Consider the following 16,547-nt stretch of genomic DNA (forward strand, 5'->3'; position numbering starts at 1 on the left):
GCTCTGGCGGGCTGCGAAGGCGGGGACCGCTACGGAGCCGACAGCCTCGTGCCCCGAGGGGGCTTGGCCCCGTGCAACCGCTCCTGGCTGAGCACCTCCGGGAGTAAATGTCGACTCATTCACAAGTCGTCTTACCTCCTTGGATGTGACCAGGAAACTTATCGATAGGTCAGCGTGACACCATGCCGACGGTTGGCGACTCTATGGCGTGTCGGGCGTCCGCAGCAACACAATCCACCGGACCCGGCACGATGTGTCGGCTATCGAACCCCCCGATGTCAAGGGTGCAAGCGGTGTGCACACGAGGTTTCGGGGGTGTGCGAATCGGTTAAAGGGTTACGTTCAACGCGAGTTGAGCGCCGGTGCGCCGGCACCACTCCTCCGGCGTGTCGCACAAGCGACCGGCCGGGCCCTGTCGACAAGGCCCGGCCGGATGTGCTGCGTTGACACGCGTCGTTGACGCTCAGCCCAGGAGCGTGCGCAGCTCCACGGACTCCAGACCGTGCGCCTCGGCGACCTCGCGGTAGACGACCTTGCCGTCGTGCGTGTTGAGGCCCTTGGCCAGCGCCGGGTCACGGCGCAGCGCCTCGACCCAGCCGTTGTCGGCCAGCGAGACGATGTAGGGCAGCGTCGCGTTGGTCAGCGCGTGGGTGGAGGTGTTGGGCACCGCGCCGGGCATGTTGGCGACGCAGTAGAAGACCGAGTTGTGGACCGGGAAGGTCGGCTCGGCGTGCGTGGTGGGGTGCGAGTCCTCGAAGCAGCCGCCCTGGTCGATCGCGATGTCGACAAGGACACTTCCGGGCTTCATCTTGGCGACCAGCTCGTTGGTGACGAGCTTGGGTGCCTTGGCCCCGGGGATCAGGACCGCGCCGACGACGAGGTCGGCCTCGATGACGGCCTTCTCCAGCTCGAAGGCGTTGGAGACGATCGTCTGCACCTTGGTGCCGAAGATCTTGTCGGCCTCGCGGAGCTTGTTGATGTCCTTGTCGAGCAGGGTGACGTGGAAGCCGAGGCCCACGGCGATCTGCAGGGCGTTCCAGCCGGAGACACCGCCGCCGATGATGACGGCCTTGCCCGCCGCGACACCGGGAACGCCACCGGGCAGCACGCCGCGGCCGCCGGCCTGGCGCATCAGGTGGTACGCGCCGACCTGCGGGGCGATCCGGCCCGCGACCTCGGACATCGGGGCGAGCAGCGGCAGCTGGCGGCCGGCCGTCTCGACGGTCTCGTAGGCAATGGCGGTGGTACCGGACTCCAGCAGCGCGTCCGTGCACTCGCGGGAGGCCGCCAGGTGCAGGTACGTGAAGAGGGTCTGGTCCTTGCGCAGACGGTGGTACTCCTCCGCGATCGGCTCCTTGACCTTCAGGAGCAGGTCGGCGGTGGCCCAGACCTCGTCGGCCGTGCCGAGGATCTCCGCGCCGGCGGAGACGTACTCCTCGTTGGTGATGGAGGAGCCGAGGCCGGCGTCCTGCTCGACGAAGACCTGGTGGCCGTGGCGGACGAGTTCATGCACACCGGCGGGCGTGATCGCCACCCGGAACTCGTTGTTCTTGACCTCGCGGGGGATGCCGACCTTCACGTCGATCACGGTCCTTGAATGAGTGCTTGCAGGGATTCATCCCTCATGTGACACATGACGGAGCTGACCGCGCCGAACGCGGCTCATCCAGTTTATTGAAGGATCTCTCGTTGTCTAGCCTTGCAAAGCATTAATCGTTTCCGGTAACACCACCGATTTCGTAGGTCACTCAGGGTGGTCTTGAGTGAGCTGTTCGCCGACGGCCCGGTGCAGCCGTGCCGCCGCCGGATCGCCGAGCCGGTCGAGGGTGTCCGCAATCCGCAGCTGGAGCGCCGCCTCCAGGCGTCCGTCGCCCGCGCTGCGGGCGGCGTGCAGGGCATCGAGGCAGGTCCGCAGCGCCTCCTCGGGCCGTCCCGCGTACTCCTGCACCCGCGCCACCTCCCCCGACGCCCGCGCCTGACCCGACACGTCCCCGAGCCTGCGGTACGTCCCGGCCGCCGCCCGCCACTCCTTCAGCGCCTCGCCCCAGCGCCCCGCATAGGTGTGCGTACCGCCGATCCGGCCGTGCAGCCGCGCCGCGTCGGCGCTCTCGCCGCGGCTCAACCGCAGCTCCAGCGCCCGCCCGTACCAGTCGGCCGCCCGCTGCCAGTCGCCCAGCTCGGAGTACGTACCGCCCAGCGATTCCAGCGCGCGCCCGGTGGCCACCGGGTCCTTCACCGCACGGGCGGCCTCCAGCGCGCCGCGGTACCGGGCGAGCGCGTCCTGCGTGCGGCCCGACTGACCGTCCAGGTCGGCGAGGTTGAGCAGCGCCGCGGCCTTCTCCCGTCCCAGGCCGCGGCGTTCGGCGACCTCCAGGACCAGCGTGTGCAGGGAGTAGAGGGCAGGCGCGGCCGCCTGCGCGCCCTCGTGCATCATCAGCGTGCGGACCAGCGCGGCCATCAACCGCCGGTCCAGCGTGTCCAGTTCACCGTCGGCCACGGCGATCCGCGCCGCGTCCAGCAGGGCCGCGCGGCGGCTGCGCAGCCAGTCGGCCGCGGCCTGCCGTGAGGGGAAGCGCAGCGACTTCGGCAGTCCCGCCGTACGGTGCCGGGCCGCGGAGCCCGCAGGCTCCCCCATCGCCCGGCAGGACTGGAGCAGCCGGACGGTCCGCTCCAGCATCCGCGCGCGGGCCAGCTGGATCTCGGCAGGACGCTCCTCTTCCTGGAGCAGCGCGAAGGTCGCGGGGGCCAGGCATCCGGGAAGCCGGTACTGCGGGTGCAGCGCTGCCTCGGCCACGCCCTCGGCCGCACTCCGCTCCCCCGTGCCCGTGGGCTCGCCCGGCACCGGGTGCAGCAGGCCCAGCGCGGCGACGTCCTGCAAGGTCCTGGCGGCGGCCGCGACCGAGCAGCCGGCCAGCGCGGAGGCGGTGTGCGCGTCCACCAGGCCGGCCGGCGCCAGGGTGAGCAGCCGCAGTATCCGGGCGGTGGACGGCGCGAGCGCCTCGTAGGCGAGATGGAAGGCGCGGTGCAGCGGGTGGTCACCGGAGGGCAGGTCCGCCGGGATCGGGACGGCCCGGAGCGCCTTGCGCAGGTCGGATACGGACGACTTGGGGCGGGCGGCGAGCCAGCCGCCCGCCAGGACCAGGGCCGCGGGCTGGCCGCCGCACTCCTCGGCGACCGCTTCGGCCGTCCGCGGGTCGACGGCGATACGGGTCGGCCCGGCGAACCCACCGAGGATCGCGACGGCCGCCGCGCTCTCCAGGCCGCCGAGCGTGCACGGCCGGACGTCGGGGATGCCGGTGAGCGGCCCCTGGGAGACCACCAGGACCAGGCAGCGGGGCGCATCCGGGAGCAGCGGTTCGACCTGTTCGGCGCCCGGGGCGTCGTCCAGGAACAGCACGGCGCGCCGGGTGGCGAGCGCCGTACGCAGCGCCTCGGTCAGCTCGTCGTCACAGGCTCCCGGCGGGGCGGAGGCGCCGAGCGTGGTGAGCAGTCCACGGGCGACCCGGCCGGTGGGCACCGGAGCGCCGCCCGGCCCGGTCAGCCCGGCCCGCAGCACGCCGTCGGGGTACTCGTCGGCGAGGTGGCGCAGCAGTTCCGCGGCGAGCCGGGTGCGGCCCGATCCGGGGCGGCCGGCGATCAGCAGGACGCGGCTGCGGGCGCCCTTGCGTCCGGAGAGGGTGTCGAGCCCCGCGCGGGCGATGTCGGCACGCAGCGCTTTCAGTTCGCGGGTGCGGCCGGCGAACGGCGGCGGGACGGTCCTCGTGGGGACGACGGTGGCGGGCGGTGCGGTGGCGGCGGAACGGCCGGGGCGGCCGGCCGCCGTGCCGTCTCTGCGGCCGTCCGGCACCTGCCGGGCGTCCGCCGCCGTGGCGGGCCGCCCCGCCGCCCCCGGCGGGAGGTGCCCTCCGCCCACCGCCTGATCCGTCACGGGTCACTCTCCCGTCCACCTGCGCATACGAGCCCGCCGCGGTCGCGGACGGGAACGCTGCCGAGCGTAGTTCACGACCCGTCATGCGCCGTGCGGAGCAGGGCGGTTGGGTCACTCGATCGGATCAGCCGATCATCCGACCGGAACGGGGCGGCGGCCGGTGCGGCGGCGGCTCAGGCGGCGAAGGGGCGGGCCGGCCAGGGCGCGTCGGCCGGGCGCAGGGCCTCCAGGCCCGTGCCGCCCTGCGCCGCGGTGAGCGCCAGGACTCCGACGACCAGGCAGTTGTTGTGCAGCTCGCCGGCCAGCACGCCGCGCACCAGCTCGTCCTGCGGCACCCGCGCCAGCTCCATGTCGGCCTCTTCCTCGGACACCTCGAAGCGTTCGCCCTCGGCCTCCGACAGGTCGCGCGCGAGGAAGATCCGCACCGCCTCGTCGCAGCCGCCCGGTGTGGTGTAGACGTCGGTCAGCACCCGCCAGTCGCCCGCCTTGACGTGCGCCTCTTCGTACAGCTCGCGCTGCGCGGCGTGCAGCGGGTTCTCGCCGGGGACGTCCAGCAGGCCGGCGGGGATCTCCCACAGCTTCTGGCGTACCGGGTGACGGTACTGGCGCAGCACCAGCACCCGGCCCTCGCCGTCGAGCGCGAGGACCGCGACGGAGCCGGGGTGGACCTGGTAGTCCCGCTTGACGGTGGAGCCGTCCGGCATGACGACCTCGTCGGTGCGCACGCTGGTCTTGTTCCCGGTGAAGGGCGTCGTGGTCGCGGTGACCGTCCACTCCTCGGGGGTGTCCTTGATCGCCATGCGTCCTCCTGTGTGAGCCTTTACCAACGCAGAAACCGGGGCACGGACCTCGAAAGATCCCTGCCCCGGCAACCGTATCCGTCGTGCTCCGCGCTACTTCACGGCGCCCGTCTTCCGCGCCGCCTGCTGCCGCTGCACGGCCGCCTTCACCAGTCCGGCGAAGAGCGGGTGGGGGCGGGTGGGGCGGGAGCGGAGTTCGGGGTGCGCCTGGGTGGCGACCAGGTACGGGTGCACCTCGCGCGCGTACTCGACGTACTCGACGAGGGTGTTGTCCGGTGAGGTGCCGGAGAAGACCAGGCCGGCCTTCTTCTCCAGTTCGCCGCGGTAGGCGTTGTTGACCTCGTAGCGGTGGCGGTGGCGTTCCTCGACGTACGGCTGGTTGTCGTAGGTCTCGCGGACGATCGAGCCCTCGGCGAGCTTGGCGGGGTACATGCCCAGGCGCATGGTGCCGCCCATGTCGCCCTCGCCCGCGACGATGTCCTTCTGCTCGGCCATCGTGGAGATGACCGGGTGGGCGGCGGCCGGGTCGAACTCGGTGGAGTTGGCGCCGTCGATGCCCGCGAGGTTGCGGGCGGCCTCGATGACCACGCACTGCAGGCCCAGGCACAGGCCGAGCAGCGGCAGCTTGTGCTCGCGTGCGTAGGTGATCGCGCCGACCTTGCCGTCCACACCGCGGTCGCCGAAACCGCCGGGGATGCACACGGCGTCGCAGTCCGCGAGCTGCTCGGCGGCCCCGGCCGGGGTCTTGCAGTCGTCGGACGTGACCCACTTCAGCTTCACGCGGGTCTTGTTCGCGAAACCGCCGGCGCGCAGCGCCTCGGTGACCGAGAGGTAGGCGTCGGGCAGGTCGATGTACTTGCCGACCAGCGCGACCTTGACCTCGTGGTCGGGGTTGTGGACGCGCTCCAGCAGGTCCGCCCACTGGGTCCAGTCGACGTCACGGAAGGGCAGGTCCAGCTTGCGGACGACGTAGGCGTCCAGGCCCTCGGCGTGCACGACCTTGGGGATGTCGTAGATGGACGGCGCGTCCGGGCACGCGATGACCGCGGCCTCGTCGACGTCGCACATCAGCGAGATCTTCCGCTTGATGGCGGTGGGCACCTCGCGGTCGGCACGCAGCACGATCGCGTCGGGCTGGATGCCGATGTTGCGCAGCGCCGCGACGGAGTGCTGGGTCGGCTTGGTCTTCAGCTCACCGGACGGGCCGATGTACGGGAGCAGCGAGATGTGCACGACGAAGACGTTGTCGCGGCCGACCTCGTGGCGGACCTGGCGGACCGTCTCCAGGAACGGCAGCGACTCGATGTCGCCGACCGTGCCGCCGACCTCGGTGATGACGACGTCGACATCGTCGGTCGCCATCCGCCGGATGCGGTGCTTGATCTCGTTGGTGATGTGCGGGATGACCTGCACGGTGTCACCGAGGTACTCGCCGCGGCGCTCCTTGGCGATCACGGTGTTGTAGACCTGGCCTGTGGTCACGTTCGCAGAGCCGTCGAGGTCGACGTCGAGGAACCGCTCGTAGTGGCCGATGTCCAGGTCGGTTTCGGCGCCGTCGTTGGTGACGAAGACCTCGCCGTGCTGGAACGGGTTCATCGTTCCCGGGTCGACGTTCAGGTACGGGTCGAGCTTCTGCATCGTGACCCGCAGGCCGCGCGCCTTGAGGAGCGCGCCCAGGCTGGAGGCGGTCAGCCCCTTACCGAGCGAGGAGGCGACGCCCCCGGTGACGAAGAGGTGCTTGGTCGTCGTGGATTTGGGCGGCATGGCCAAGAGGGAGCTCCCGTGGTCGCGAGGTGGAGAGGTGCGATGCGGCGCCGACCCCGGAGGTTCGAGGGGTGCCTTCGCTGCGGCTCGGGGGTGCCGTGACATCTGCCGTGACATTTGTGGGGCCCACCGGTCCACGGGGTACCAGGCTATCAGCGACCTGGCATGGTCGCTCCCGGCCGCGTCCGGGACCGGGCCCACGGCACTCATCACCCGTTCGGGTGACCCCACTCTCCTGAGCGTCGCGCAGATCACTTGCGCGCGTCGTATCCTGCTCGGGCACTCGTTACGAGCCGTCCGGTAAGGCACCACCCCCGCCCGATTTCCGGTCCCGTTGCTCGACAACGTTTCATGGGCAGGACGGACAGCTCACAACGTCCCATGGGGGGCGTGACTCCAGTTCGACGGGAGATGCACGTGGCCGGGCGCATCGAGGACTACGCACTCATCGGCGATATGCAAACCGCCGCTCTCGTGTGCAGAGACGGCATGGTCGATTGGCTGTGCCTGCCCCGCTTCGACTCGCCGGCGGTCTTCGCCGGGCTGCTGGGCACGGAGGAACACGGATTCTGGCGGATGGGCCCCGCCCATACCGAGGGCACCCGCCCGCAGCCCGCCGACCGTCGCCGCTACCGCGGGGACTCACTCGTACTGGAATCCGAGTGGGACACCCCGGCGGGCACGGTCCGGGTCATCGACTTCATGCCGCCGCGGGACGGCGCGCCACAGCTGGTGCGCATCGTGGAGGGTGTGAGCGGCAGCGTTCCGGTGCGTTCGGAGCTGCGGATGCGGTTCTCGTACGGCTGGGTCGTGCCCTGGGTCCACAAGGTGGACGGGCGGACGGTCGCGGTCGCGGGGCCGGATTCGGTGTGGCTGGACACCTCGGCGGAGACGTACGGCGAGGAGCTGACGACGTACTCCGACTTCACGGTGTCGCCGGGCGAGCGGGTCGCCTTCACCATCAGCTGGCAGCCCTCGCACCACCAGCCGCCGGCGCTGGCGGAGCCGGAGGCGTCGCTGGAGGCCACCGAGGACTTCTGGCGTGACTGGGTCGAGCACTGCACGTATCACGGTCCGTACCGCGACGCGGTGGTCAGGTCGCTGATCACGCTCAAGGCACTGACGTACGCGCCGACCGGCGGGATCGTGGCGGCGCCGACGACCTCGCTGCCCGAGGATCTCGGCGGCAGCCGCAACTGGGACTACCGCTTCACCTGGCTGCGGGACGCCGCGATCACCCTCTCCTCGCTGCTGCGCACCGGCTACCGGGAAGAGGCGCGGGCCTGGCGCGAGTGGCTGCTGCGCGCGGTGGCGGGCGATCCGGAGAACCTCCAGATCATGTACGGCATCGCCGGTGAACGGGAGTTGGGCGAGAACGAGCTCAACTGGCTTCCTGGGTACGAGAATTCGCAGCCGGTCCGGGTCGGCAACGGCGCGGCGGGGCAGCTCCAGCTGGACGTGTACGGCGAGGTCATCGAGGCGCTCCACCTCGCGCACATGACCGGGCTCGCCCGCAACGACTATGCCTCGCTGCTCCAGCTGAAGCTGATCCGCTGGGTGGAGAAGCACTGGGACGAGCCGGACGAGGGCATCTGGGAGGTCCGCGGCCCGCGGCGGCACTTCGTCCATTCCAAGGTGATGACCTGGGTCGCCGTCGACCGCACGATCAAGCTGATCGAGGCCGGTGACGTGGACGGACCGCTGGAGCGCTGGAAGGAGCTGCGCGACACGATCCACCGTGACGTCTGCGAGAAGGGGTACGACGCGGAGCGCAACACCTTCACGCAGTCCTACGGCTCGCAGGAGCTGGACGCGTCGCTGCTGCTCATCCCGCAGATGGGTTTCCTGCCGCCGGACGACAAGCGCGTCATCGGCACCATCGAGGCGATCCAGCGGGAACTCGCCACCGAGGACGGCTTCATCCTGCGCTATCCGACGTCCGCCGACGAGGCCGGTGTGGACGGGCTCGAAGGTGAGGAAGGGGCCTTCCTGGCCTGCTCGTTCTGGATGGCGGACGATCTGGCGATGATCGGCAGGGTCGAGGAGGCCCGCAAACTCTTCGAGCGGCTGCTCGCGCTCCGCAACGACCTGGGGCTGCTGGCCGAGGAGTGGGATCCGCACAACCAGCGCCAGGTGGGCAACTTCCCGCAGGCGTTCAGCCATGTCCCGCTGATCGACACCGCACTGCGGCTGACCGCGAGCGGTGCGTACGGCGGGGGCTGACCCCCGTCAGTTTTCCTTTCCGCGGGCCCGTTCACCTTTTGGTGCGGGCCCGCGGTGCGAGAGCCAGCACGAGGACCGGCAGCACGAGTACCGCGGCCGCCGCGTTGAGGCCGCCGTAGCCGATCAGGGTGACGATGCCGCCGGCGAGTGCGCCGCCGAGCGCGCCGGCCAGGTTCATCAGGGTGTCGGCGAGGCCCTGCACCTCGGAGCGCCGTTCGGTGCCGACGGATTCGGTCAGCAGCGTGGAGCCGGCGATGGTCACGCAGGACCAGCCGAGGCCGAGCAGGAACAGGCCGGTGGTGGTCGCCCAGTGGGCGGCGCCCGCGGTGCCGGCGAGCACCGCGGCCGCGAGGTAGACAGCCTGTCCCGCGAGGATCATCCGCACCCTGCCGATCCGGTCGGCGAGCCGGCCGACGAGCGGCGAGAGTGCGTACATGCCGGCGATGTGCAGGCTGATGGTGAAGCCGACGACGCTCAACCCGGCGCCGTGGTGGGCGAGATGGACGGGTGTCATGGTCATCACGGACACCATCACGGCGTGGCCGAGCACGAGGGAGAGCAGGCCGAGCAGGGCGGCGGGCGAGGACCTGACGTGGCGCAGCGCGTCGGCTGTGCGGGTGGTGAAGCGGGCCGTGGCCTGCGGGGTGGATATTCCGGCCGGAAGACCGCCCCCGGTGTGGCCGGATTCCGCGCGTGCCAGGGCGGCGGCGAGGTGCAGCGGATCGGGGCGGAGCCGGAACCAGATCAGGGCCCAGCCGCCGAGGAATGCTACGGCGGAGAAGAGGAACGTCCCCGATTCGCCGGGCAGCCCCAGGGCGTGGGCCACGGATTCGCCGGGGCCGCTGAGGTTGGGGCCTATGACGCTGCCGACGGTGGTGGACCAGACGACGAGGGAGAGCGCGCGGGCCCGGTTGCCGTCGTCGGCGAGGTCGGCGGCCGCGTAGCGGGACTGGAGGTTGGCGGCGGTGCCCGCGCCGAGCAGGAGGGTGCCGGCGAGCACCGGTTCCGTGCGGCCCAGGTGGGCACCGAGCAGTACCAGCAGGGTGCCCGCGGTGGCGATGAGCCAGCCGCAGCCGAGGCCGACCCGGCGGCCGCGGGAGCGGGAGAGCGCGGCGAGCGGGATGCCCAGCAGGGCGGCGCCGAGCGTGGCCGATGTGGTGGCGAGCCCGGCGGCCGCCTCGGAGCCGCTGAGCCTGCCGACCAGCAGGGCGCCCGATGACAGCGTCGAGCCGATGCCGATGCCGGCCACGACCTGGGCGGACATCAGCACCCGGACCGTACGCCGCTGCACGAGGGCGGCGGCCGCACGGTCCGGGGCCGTGGTGGAAGGGGGTGCGGTGCCCGGTTCTTCGGCAGGGCCGTTGGGTGCTTGCGCGGTACCTGACATGCGGCACAGCGTAAGAGTCCGGACCGCGGCGTCCTACCGGGATCGCGCCGGGGGCGGGCTCAGAACGGGGTGAGGGTGAGGGTGATCTCCTTCGGGGCGCCGTCCTCGATGTACGAGGCGAAGCCGGCCACGTCGTCGAAGGCGAAGCCGTACGCCTTGCCGTCGGCGGTGGCCGCGTGCATGGCCTTGGCGTAGTGGTTGGTGAGCTGTTCCTGGTAGAAGGCGGCCGGGTCGGTGGCGGGCTGGGCCGCGGCCGAGACGAGTGTGGAGCGGTTCAGGGCGGCGCCCAGGATGGCGGCGACCGGTCCGGTGGTGCCATCGTTGGGGGCGGCCAGCGCGCCGTCGCAGAAGAGGACGTCGCGGGTGGAGGGCTTGTCGAAGGCGACCGTAGCGGGGCCCGTGAAGGACAGTTTGCCGGCGCTGACCCGGCCGGTGAAGGTACCGGCGTTGGTGGTCACCTTCAGGTCCTTGCCCGCGTAGGCGGACCAGGCGTCGTCGATGGCGGGAGCGAAGTAGTCCTTGCCGAACAGGCCGCTGTCCAGGCCGTGTCCTGGGGCGATGACGCGCTTGTCGCCGATGACCAGTTTGTCGAAGCCTTCGGCGGCCTTGACGTCGGCGAAGACCTTGGCGCGGGCGCCGTCCTTGAGGGTGCCGGTGGTCTGGTCCTTGGCGCCGGTCAGCTTGATCGCGAGCGGCACGCTGAACATGTCGACCATGGTCGTGTTGCAGTACATGCCGCCCGCGTTGTAGGTGAACTCGGCGCAGTCGTGCAGGACGTCGTAGTTGGGGTCGGACGAGACCCAGCCGGCCGGATAGGCCAGCGCCGCCTTGCCGTTGCCGTCCTCGACCGCCTTGAACTTGAGCTTGCTGCCGAGCGCGGTGTAGATGCGGCCGGACATCTGCGGCAGCTGGAGGGTGGTGGGGCCGCTCGCCGCGAGCGGGATCGCGTAGTCGGTGAAGCCGTCCGCGCCGTTGTCGGACACGGCGACGGGCTTGAGTTCGCCCTCCGGGGTGACCCGTACCTGCTGGGTGCCGTCGTTGCCGACGATGTAGATCCAGACGGCGGAATTGGCGTAGTTGCCGGAGTTGTTGACGATGTGCAGCGGCATCCCGGCCGCCGCTTCGCCGAGGGGTGCGGGCGCGCCGATGGCGCGTCCGGCGACGGCGATGCCGGAGACGGTGGCGGCGCCGGCGGCGAGTCCGCCGAGCAGGGTGCGACGAGTGATCACGAGGTGGCTCCTTGCGATGCGGTGCGCGGGGCGGGGGCGGTGGTGCGGGCCGCGGCGGGCTGTGCGACGGAGACGGCGACGCGGTCGACGAGGAGGGAGCCGCCGGGGGCGGTGGTGTCGGTGGGGGTGGCGCGGCCTGCGACGCCGTCCGGGAACCCGCCGCCCATGGCGAGGTTGAGGAGCAGGAAGTGGCCGTGGTGGGTGGCCTTCGCCCAGGTGTCGGCGTCCATCTCGGCGGAGGTGACGGTGTGGAAGCGCTGTCCGTCGACGTACCAGTTCAGCGACTCCGCCGCGCTGTCGGTGCGGTCGAGTTCGAGCGCGTAGGTGTGGAAGCCGGCCTGGCAGGCGGCGCCGGGGCACTCCCGTGAACTCCCCTTGCCCTGGGTCTCGTTGCAGGGTCCTCCGGGGCTGACCCCGCAGTGCAGGGTGGCCCAGACCTGGTTGGCGCCGTTGACGTTCTCCATGATGTCGAACTCGCCGATGCCCGGCCAGTTCTGGTAGTTGCCGCGGAAGTCGGCGCCGAGCGTCCAGAACGCCGGCCAGTAGCCGAGCGCCTGGTCGCCGGAGATCTCCGGCAGCCGGATGCTCGCCTCGATGCGGAGCTTGCCGCCTTCGGGGGCGGCGAAGTCGGCGCGGCGGGTCTCGATGCGGCCGGAGGTCCAGGTGCCGCCGTCCTTCCGAGCCGTGATCTTGAGGTGGCCGTCCCCGTCGAGCTGGAGGTTGTCCGGGCTGTCGGTGTACGTCTGGCGTTCGCCTGTACCCCAGTTGGGCGGTCCTCCGGGGTAGCCGGTTCCGGTGTCGGTGATCCAGTCGTCGGCGGAGGGGCGCGATCCGGCGGCGCCGTCGAAGTCGGTGTGCCAGACCTCCTGGAAGGCTGCGGGGGGCGCCTCTTGGGTGGCGGTGGCGCGGGGGGCGGGGGCTGGTTCGCGGGCGTTCGCGAGGGGGACGGCGAGTGCGGCGACGGCGGCCAGCACGGAGCAGGCGGCGAACAGCGCCGCCCTCGTCCGCGAGCTCATGCTCATGACATTCTCTCCTCGACACGGTGGGGGGAAGGAGGAGTCAAGGGTAGGGGTACACGTCTTGAGAGCGCTCTCATATCGTGTACCGGCACCCTGCCGACTCGACGGCACAGCGTCAACCCACCGCGTGGAAAAAGGAGTTGCATGTGTCCGAGGCGAACGGACCGCGCCCTACGCTGGAGGCGGTCGCGGCGCGCGCAGGCGTCTCACGCGCCACGGTCTCGCGCGTGGTCAACGGCGGCGCCGGAGTGCGCGGCACGGTCCAGGAGAAGGTCAGGCGGGCGGTGGCCGAACTGGGCTACGTCCCCAACAGCGCGGCCCGCGCCCTGGTCACCCGGCGCACCGGCGCGGTCGCCGTGGTCATCGCCGAGCCGGAGACCCGGGTCTTCTCCGACCCGTTCTTCGGCCGCCAACTGCGCGGCATCAGCCGGGAGCTGTCCGCCGCCGACACCCAGCTGCTGCTCCTCTTCGTGGCGCACCGCGACGACTACGACCGCATCGGCCGCTATCTGGCGGCCGGACACGTCGACGGGGCGCTGATGTTCTCCCTGCACCGTGACGACCCGCTGCCCGCGATGGCCGCGGGCGCCGGACTGCCGACGGTCTACGGCGGCCGCCCGGGATGGCCGGGCGCCGAGCGCGAACCGCGGCCGCTGTACGTCGACACCGACAACCGCGACGGCGCCCGGCAGGCCGTCCGCCACCTCGTCGAACGCGGCCGCCGCCGGATCGCGGTCATCACCGGGCCGCTCGACCAGACCTCGGCCCTGGACCGCCTGCACGGCTACCGCGACGCCCTGGCACCGGCCGGGCCCGACCCGCGGCTGATCGCCGACGGGGCCTTCACCGCGCACGGCGGCGAGCGGGCGATGGCCCGGCTCCTCGACGCCGTACCGGACCTGGACGCGGTCTTCGCCTCGTCGGACCTGATGGCGAACGGCGCGCTGCGCACCCTGCGGGCCCGGGGGCGGCGGGTGCCCGATGACGTGGCGGTGGTCGGCTACGACGATCTGGAACCGGCGGCCTGGGCGGATCCGCCGCTGACCACGGTCCGCCAGGACGTGGAGGAGATGGGCCGGCTGATGGCCAGGCTGCTGCTGCGCCGGCTGGGCACCCAGGGGGCCGGCGGGCCCGCCCTGCGGCCGGTGATCACCGGGGCGGAGCTGGTGATACGTGAGTCGTCGGGGTGAGGCGGCGCGCGCGGCCCCGGATGCCCGGTCCGCCGCCGTCCGCCCGTGACCTGCGACGGCGGACTGCGGGTACCGTTCGACGCCATGGGGCAGGAATCGAAGATCGAAGCGGAGATCACCGTACGCAGGGCGCTTGAGCTGCCCGCCCTGCGGCGCGGGCTGCCGGAGGTGCTGGCGGGCGCGGACCGGCTGGACCGGCCGGTGCGCTGGGTGCACGCCGGAGAGGTGCCGCACATCGCCTCGCTGCTCAAGGGCGGCGAGCTGCTGCTGACCACCGGCCTCGGGCTCGGCTCGCGGCCCACCGAGCAGCGCGCGTTCATCCACAAGCTCGCCGACCGCGAGATCGCCGCCCTCGTCGTGGAGCTGGGTTCCCGCTTCGCTTCGCTGCCCTCCGCGATGGTCGACGCCGCGCACGACTGTGGCCTGCCGCTGATCCAGCTGCACCGCGAGGTCCCGTACGTCACGGTCACCGAAGCGATCCACACCGAGATCGTCAACAGCCACTACACGCTGCTGCGCCGTGCCGACGAACTCCTGCGGCGCTGTACGGACGTGCTGCTGGCCGGCGGCGGCGCACCCGAAGTGCTGCGGCTGCTGGCCGTCTTCACCGGCAATCCGCTCTGCCTGGAGGCCCCCGACGGCAGCCCGCTGTACGCGGCGGGCCCGGAGGCCGACGACGGTGACGGCGGGCCCGCGGACGCCGACCCGCTGGTGGCCTGGGAAGGACTGCGGGACACCGGCGTCCGGATCGACGTCCCCGGGGGCGGCCACGGCCCGGACGCGGTGCGCGCCCGCCTCGTTCTGCTCCCCGTCAACACCCCGCCGGCCCCGGTGCACCGGATCGCCGCCGAACGCGCCGCCGACCTCCTTGCCGTCGTCCTGCTCCAGTCCCGCCAGGAGGAGGTGCTCGCCGCGCGCGGCCGCGGCGACTTCCTCGCCGACCTGGCCGACGGCCGGGTCTCGGCGGCCGAGGCACCGGGGCAGGCCCGGCTGCTGGGCTTCCGGCCCGGCTCCGATCCGGTCCTCCCGATGGTGATGCGGATGCCGGCCCAGCTCCCCTCCCCCGGCAGCTGGGCGGTGCTCGCCCAGGCGCTGCGCGAGGAACTCGCGGCGCCCGGGGTGCCGGTGCTGCTCGGCGTACGGCCCGTGGAAGGCCGGGTGCCGCTGCTCGTCGCGCTGCGCGCCGGCCAGGACCGGGAAGCGCTCGCCGGCCGGGTGGCCGCCGCGCTGCACGCCGGGGTGGTGCGCGCCGGCCTGGACCGCCCGTCGGCACAGCACCCGGTGGTCGTCGTCGGCACGGCGGGCGACTGGGCGGCGGCCGGGTCCGGGCTGCGGCACGCGGCGGAGGCGGCCGCCGCGGCCCAGGGACTGCCGCCGCAGCCCTGGTTCGACGCCCGCCGGCTGGACATCGAACTGCTGCTGTGGCGGATGCGCGAACACGGCGAGGAGGGGGTGCTCGCGGACTTCGTGGACCGCGCCATCGGCCCGCTCCTGCGCCACGACAGGAGTGCCCGCCAGCCACTGCTGCCGACCCTTGAGGCGTATCTGGCCAGCGCGGGCCGCAAGGCCGAGACGGCCCGCGACCTGAACGTCAACCGGCAGACCCTGTACGACCGGCTGGCCCGCATCGCCCAGCTCCTGGACACCGATCTGGAGGACCCGCAGACGGTGCTGGGCCTCCGGCTGGCCCTCCGCGCCCGCCGGCACGCGGAGCGGGGGTAGCGGCGGGCCCGCGCCTGCACCGGGCCCCGCTCAACCGGAGTGGCCGCCTCCGGGCTGCGTCAGCTCGTCGTAGACGCTGAGCACCTGCGCGACCGTGTCGTCCTCCGTCGGCCAGCCCGCCGCCTGGACGGGACCTGCGGCGGCCAGCGTGGCCCGCCGTACCGGATCGGCGAGCAGTCCGGTGACCGTACGGGCGAGAGCCGCGGCGTCGCCGTGGCGGACCAGCTCGGCGGCCCGGCCCACGAGTTCGCGGGTGCCGCCGCTGTCGATGGCCACCAGCGGGACACCGGCCCGCAGCGCCTCCTGGGCCAGCAGCGGCCGGGCCTCCCAGTGGCCGGCGAGTACCACCACATCGGCCGCGGCGACGAGTTCGGGGACGTTGCCGCGGCGGCCGGCCAGCAGCACCGGCAGCTGCTCGGTGTCGATCCGCCGCTGGAGCGCGGGCCGCTGCGCGCCCTCACCCGCGATGACCAGCAACGGCTGCGGATCCAGCGCGCACCAGGCGTGCGCGGCGTCCAGCAGCAGGTCGTGGCCCTGGTGCGGTTCGAGGCGGCCGACGGAGACGATCAACGGGCGGTCCACCGCGCCCAGTTCGGCCCGTTCCTTGTGCCGCGTCCGGTCGGGGTCCGCGGGTGGTACTGCGGCTTCACGGGGGCGCGTGAGGGTGACGGGCGCCAGCCGGGCGTCACGCGCGCCCCGTTCGCGCGCCCGGTCGACGAGGTCGGAGCAGGCACCCAGGACGACGGCTGCGGCCCGCGCGACCCTGCGCTCCATCAGATGCACGAGCCGGGCCCGCGCGCCCTCGGGGTGCGCCCTGGTGTGCCAGGTGACGACGAGCGGAACCCGTCCGCCCCGGGGGCCCCGCAGCCCGCGCACCGCCAGCACGGCGCGCAGCCCGGCCCGCAGTCCGTGCGCGTGCACCACGTCGGCGCCCCAGCAGGCGCTGCGCAGCGAGGCCAGGCTCACCGGGTCCGTACGCGGCGCCACCTGCGCGAACCGGGCGCCGGCCGCGGTGAATCCGTACGTCTCGTCGGCCTCGCGGGGAGCGCAGACGGTCACCTGGACGCCGCGCGCCACCAGCCCTGCGGCCAGCGAACGGACATGGGCGGCGCTGCCGGTGGCGCCGTGTCCCAGCACCTGGACCGTGCGCAGCGGCGCGCGGCCGTGCGACGGGGGCGGTGTGCTGGTCACGTGCTGGGGCTCCTGGGTCGGCGGACGGTAGGACCGTACCGGCTGGACGGTCCGTGGGCGACAAGGCGCTGTGTACCGCGGTGAGTTGTACGGG

The 16,547-nt window shown here is 72.5% G+C and carries 11 protein-coding genes; 3 read left to right on the forward strand and 8 right to left on the reverse strand.

Annotated elements, in window-relative coordinates; translation table 11 throughout:
- Window positions 1–463 precede the first annotated feature (463 nt).
- The 4 genes from ald to pyrG form a co-directional block, all read right to left on the reverse strand.
- Window positions 464–1,579 (reverse strand): alanine dehydrogenase, encoded by a 1,116-nt coding sequence (ald, locus tag LIU39_RS21380; protein ID WP_227048454.1) that lies wholly within the window; start codon window positions 1,577–1,579, stop codon window positions 464–466.
- Between the two features lie 165 nt (window positions 1,580–1,744).
- Window positions 1,745–3,928 carry a tetratricopeptide repeat protein gene (locus LIU39_RS21385; protein WP_227048425.1) on the reverse strand — a complete coding sequence of 728 codons (2,184 nt, stop codon included), beginning with the start codon at window positions 3,926–3,928 and terminating at the stop codon, window positions 1,745–1,747.
- Between the two features lie 173 nt (window positions 3,929–4,101).
- Complete coding sequence (locus LIU39_RS21390; RefSeq protein ID WP_227048426.1) at window positions 4,102–4,728, reverse strand: NUDIX domain-containing protein; 627 nt, start codon at window positions 4,726–4,728, stop codon at window positions 4,102–4,104.
- Between the two features lie 93 nt (window positions 4,729–4,821).
- The gene (gene pyrG, locus LIU39_RS21395; protein ID WP_227048427.1) at window positions 4,822–6,492 is read right to left on the reverse strand and encodes a CTP synthase; all 1,671 of its coding nucleotides are present in this window, start codon (window positions 6,490–6,492) and stop codon (window positions 4,822–4,824) included.
- A gap of 411 nt (window positions 6,493–6,903) precedes the next feature.
- Here pyrG and LIU39_RS21400 point away from each other — a divergent pair, with 411 nt between their 5' ends.
- Window positions 6,904–8,715 carry a glycoside hydrolase family 15 protein gene (locus LIU39_RS21400; protein WP_227048455.1) on the forward strand — a complete coding sequence of 604 codons (1,812 nt, stop codon included), beginning with the start codon at window positions 6,904–6,906 and terminating at the stop codon, window positions 8,713–8,715.
- Window positions 8,716–8,746: 31 nt separating this feature from the next.
- On the opposite strand, the gene LIU39_RS21405 is transcribed toward LIU39_RS21400, so the two are convergent.
- Genes LIU39_RS21405 through LIU39_RS21415 form a run of 3 tightly spaced genes read right to left on the reverse strand, consistent with a single transcriptional unit; the run spans window position 8,747 to window position 12,353 of the window.
- Entirely contained in the window at window positions 8,747–10,102 is a 1,356-nt protein-coding gene (locus LIU39_RS21405; protein ID WP_227048428.1) for an MFS transporter, read from the reverse strand.
- A 59-nt stretch (window positions 10,103–10,161) separates the two neighbouring features.
- Window positions 10,162–11,331 (reverse strand): beta-1,3-glucanase family protein, encoded by a 1,170-nt coding sequence (locus tag LIU39_RS21410; protein ID WP_227048429.1) that lies wholly within the window; start codon window positions 11,329–11,331, stop codon window positions 10,162–10,164.
- Window positions 11,328–12,353 (reverse strand): glycoside hydrolase family 16 protein, encoded by a 1,026-nt coding sequence (locus tag LIU39_RS21415; protein ID WP_227048430.1) that lies wholly within the window; start codon window positions 12,351–12,353, stop codon window positions 11,328–11,330. The genes LIU39_RS21410 and LIU39_RS21415 overlap by 4 nt, the downstream gene beginning before the upstream one ends.
- 143 nt (window positions 12,354–12,496) lie before the next feature.
- Here LIU39_RS21415 and LIU39_RS21420 point away from each other — a divergent pair, with 143 nt between their 5' ends.
- Window positions 12,497–13,540, forward strand: coding sequence for a LacI family DNA-binding transcriptional regulator (locus LIU39_RS21420; protein ID WP_227048431.1), 1,044 nt, complete (start codon window positions 12,497–12,499; stop codon window positions 13,538–13,540).
- Window positions 13,541–13,624: 84 nt separating this feature from the next.
- Window positions 13,625–15,262, forward strand: coding sequence for a PucR family transcriptional regulator (locus tag LIU39_RS21425; RefSeq protein WP_227048432.1), 1,638 nt, complete (start codon window positions 13,625–13,627; stop codon window positions 15,260–15,262).
- A 30-nt stretch (window positions 15,263–15,292) separates the two neighbouring features.
- Here LIU39_RS21425 and LIU39_RS21430 read toward each other — a convergent pair whose 3' ends face one another.
- On the reverse strand, window positions 15,293–16,453 hold the full coding sequence (locus tag LIU39_RS21430; RefSeq protein ID WP_227048433.1) for a glycosyltransferase family 4 protein: 1,161 nt from the start codon (window positions 16,451–16,453) through the stop codon (window positions 15,293–15,295).
- Window positions 16,454–16,547: the final 94 nt, after the last annotated feature.

Source organism: Streptomyces pinistramenti, assembly GCF_020564935.1.
In the GTDB taxonomy this organism is placed as follows: Bacteria; Actinomycetota; Actinomycetes; order Streptomycetales; family Streptomycetaceae; genus Streptomyces; species Streptomyces pinistramenti.

What these genes read in the sequence shown, in the direction of transcription:
- LIU39_RS21425 (WP_227048432.1), top strand. Translation starts at nt 13,625, where the DNA reads ATGGGGCAGGAATCGAAGATCGAAGCGGAGATCACCGTACGCAGGGCG.
- LIU39_RS21390 (WP_227048426.1), bottom strand. Translation starts at nt 4,728, where the DNA reads ATGGCGATCAAGGACACCCCCGAGGAGTGGACGGTCACCGCGACCACG.
- LIU39_RS21415 (WP_227048430.1), bottom strand. Translation starts at nt 12,353, where the DNA reads ATGAGCATGAGCTCGCGGACGAGGGCGGCGCTGTTCGCCGCCTGCTCC.
- LIU39_RS21400 (WP_227048455.1), top strand. Translation starts at nt 6,904, where the DNA reads ATGCACGTGGCCGGGCGCATCGAGGACTACGCACTCATCGGCGATATG.
- LIU39_RS21405 (WP_227048428.1), bottom strand. Translation starts at nt 10,102, where the DNA reads ATGTCAGGTACCGCGCAAGCACCCAACGGCCCTGCCGAAGAACCGGGC.
- pyrG (WP_227048427.1), bottom strand. Translation starts at nt 6,492, where the DNA reads ATGCCGCCCAAATCCACGACGACCAAGCACCTCTTCGTCACCGGGGGC.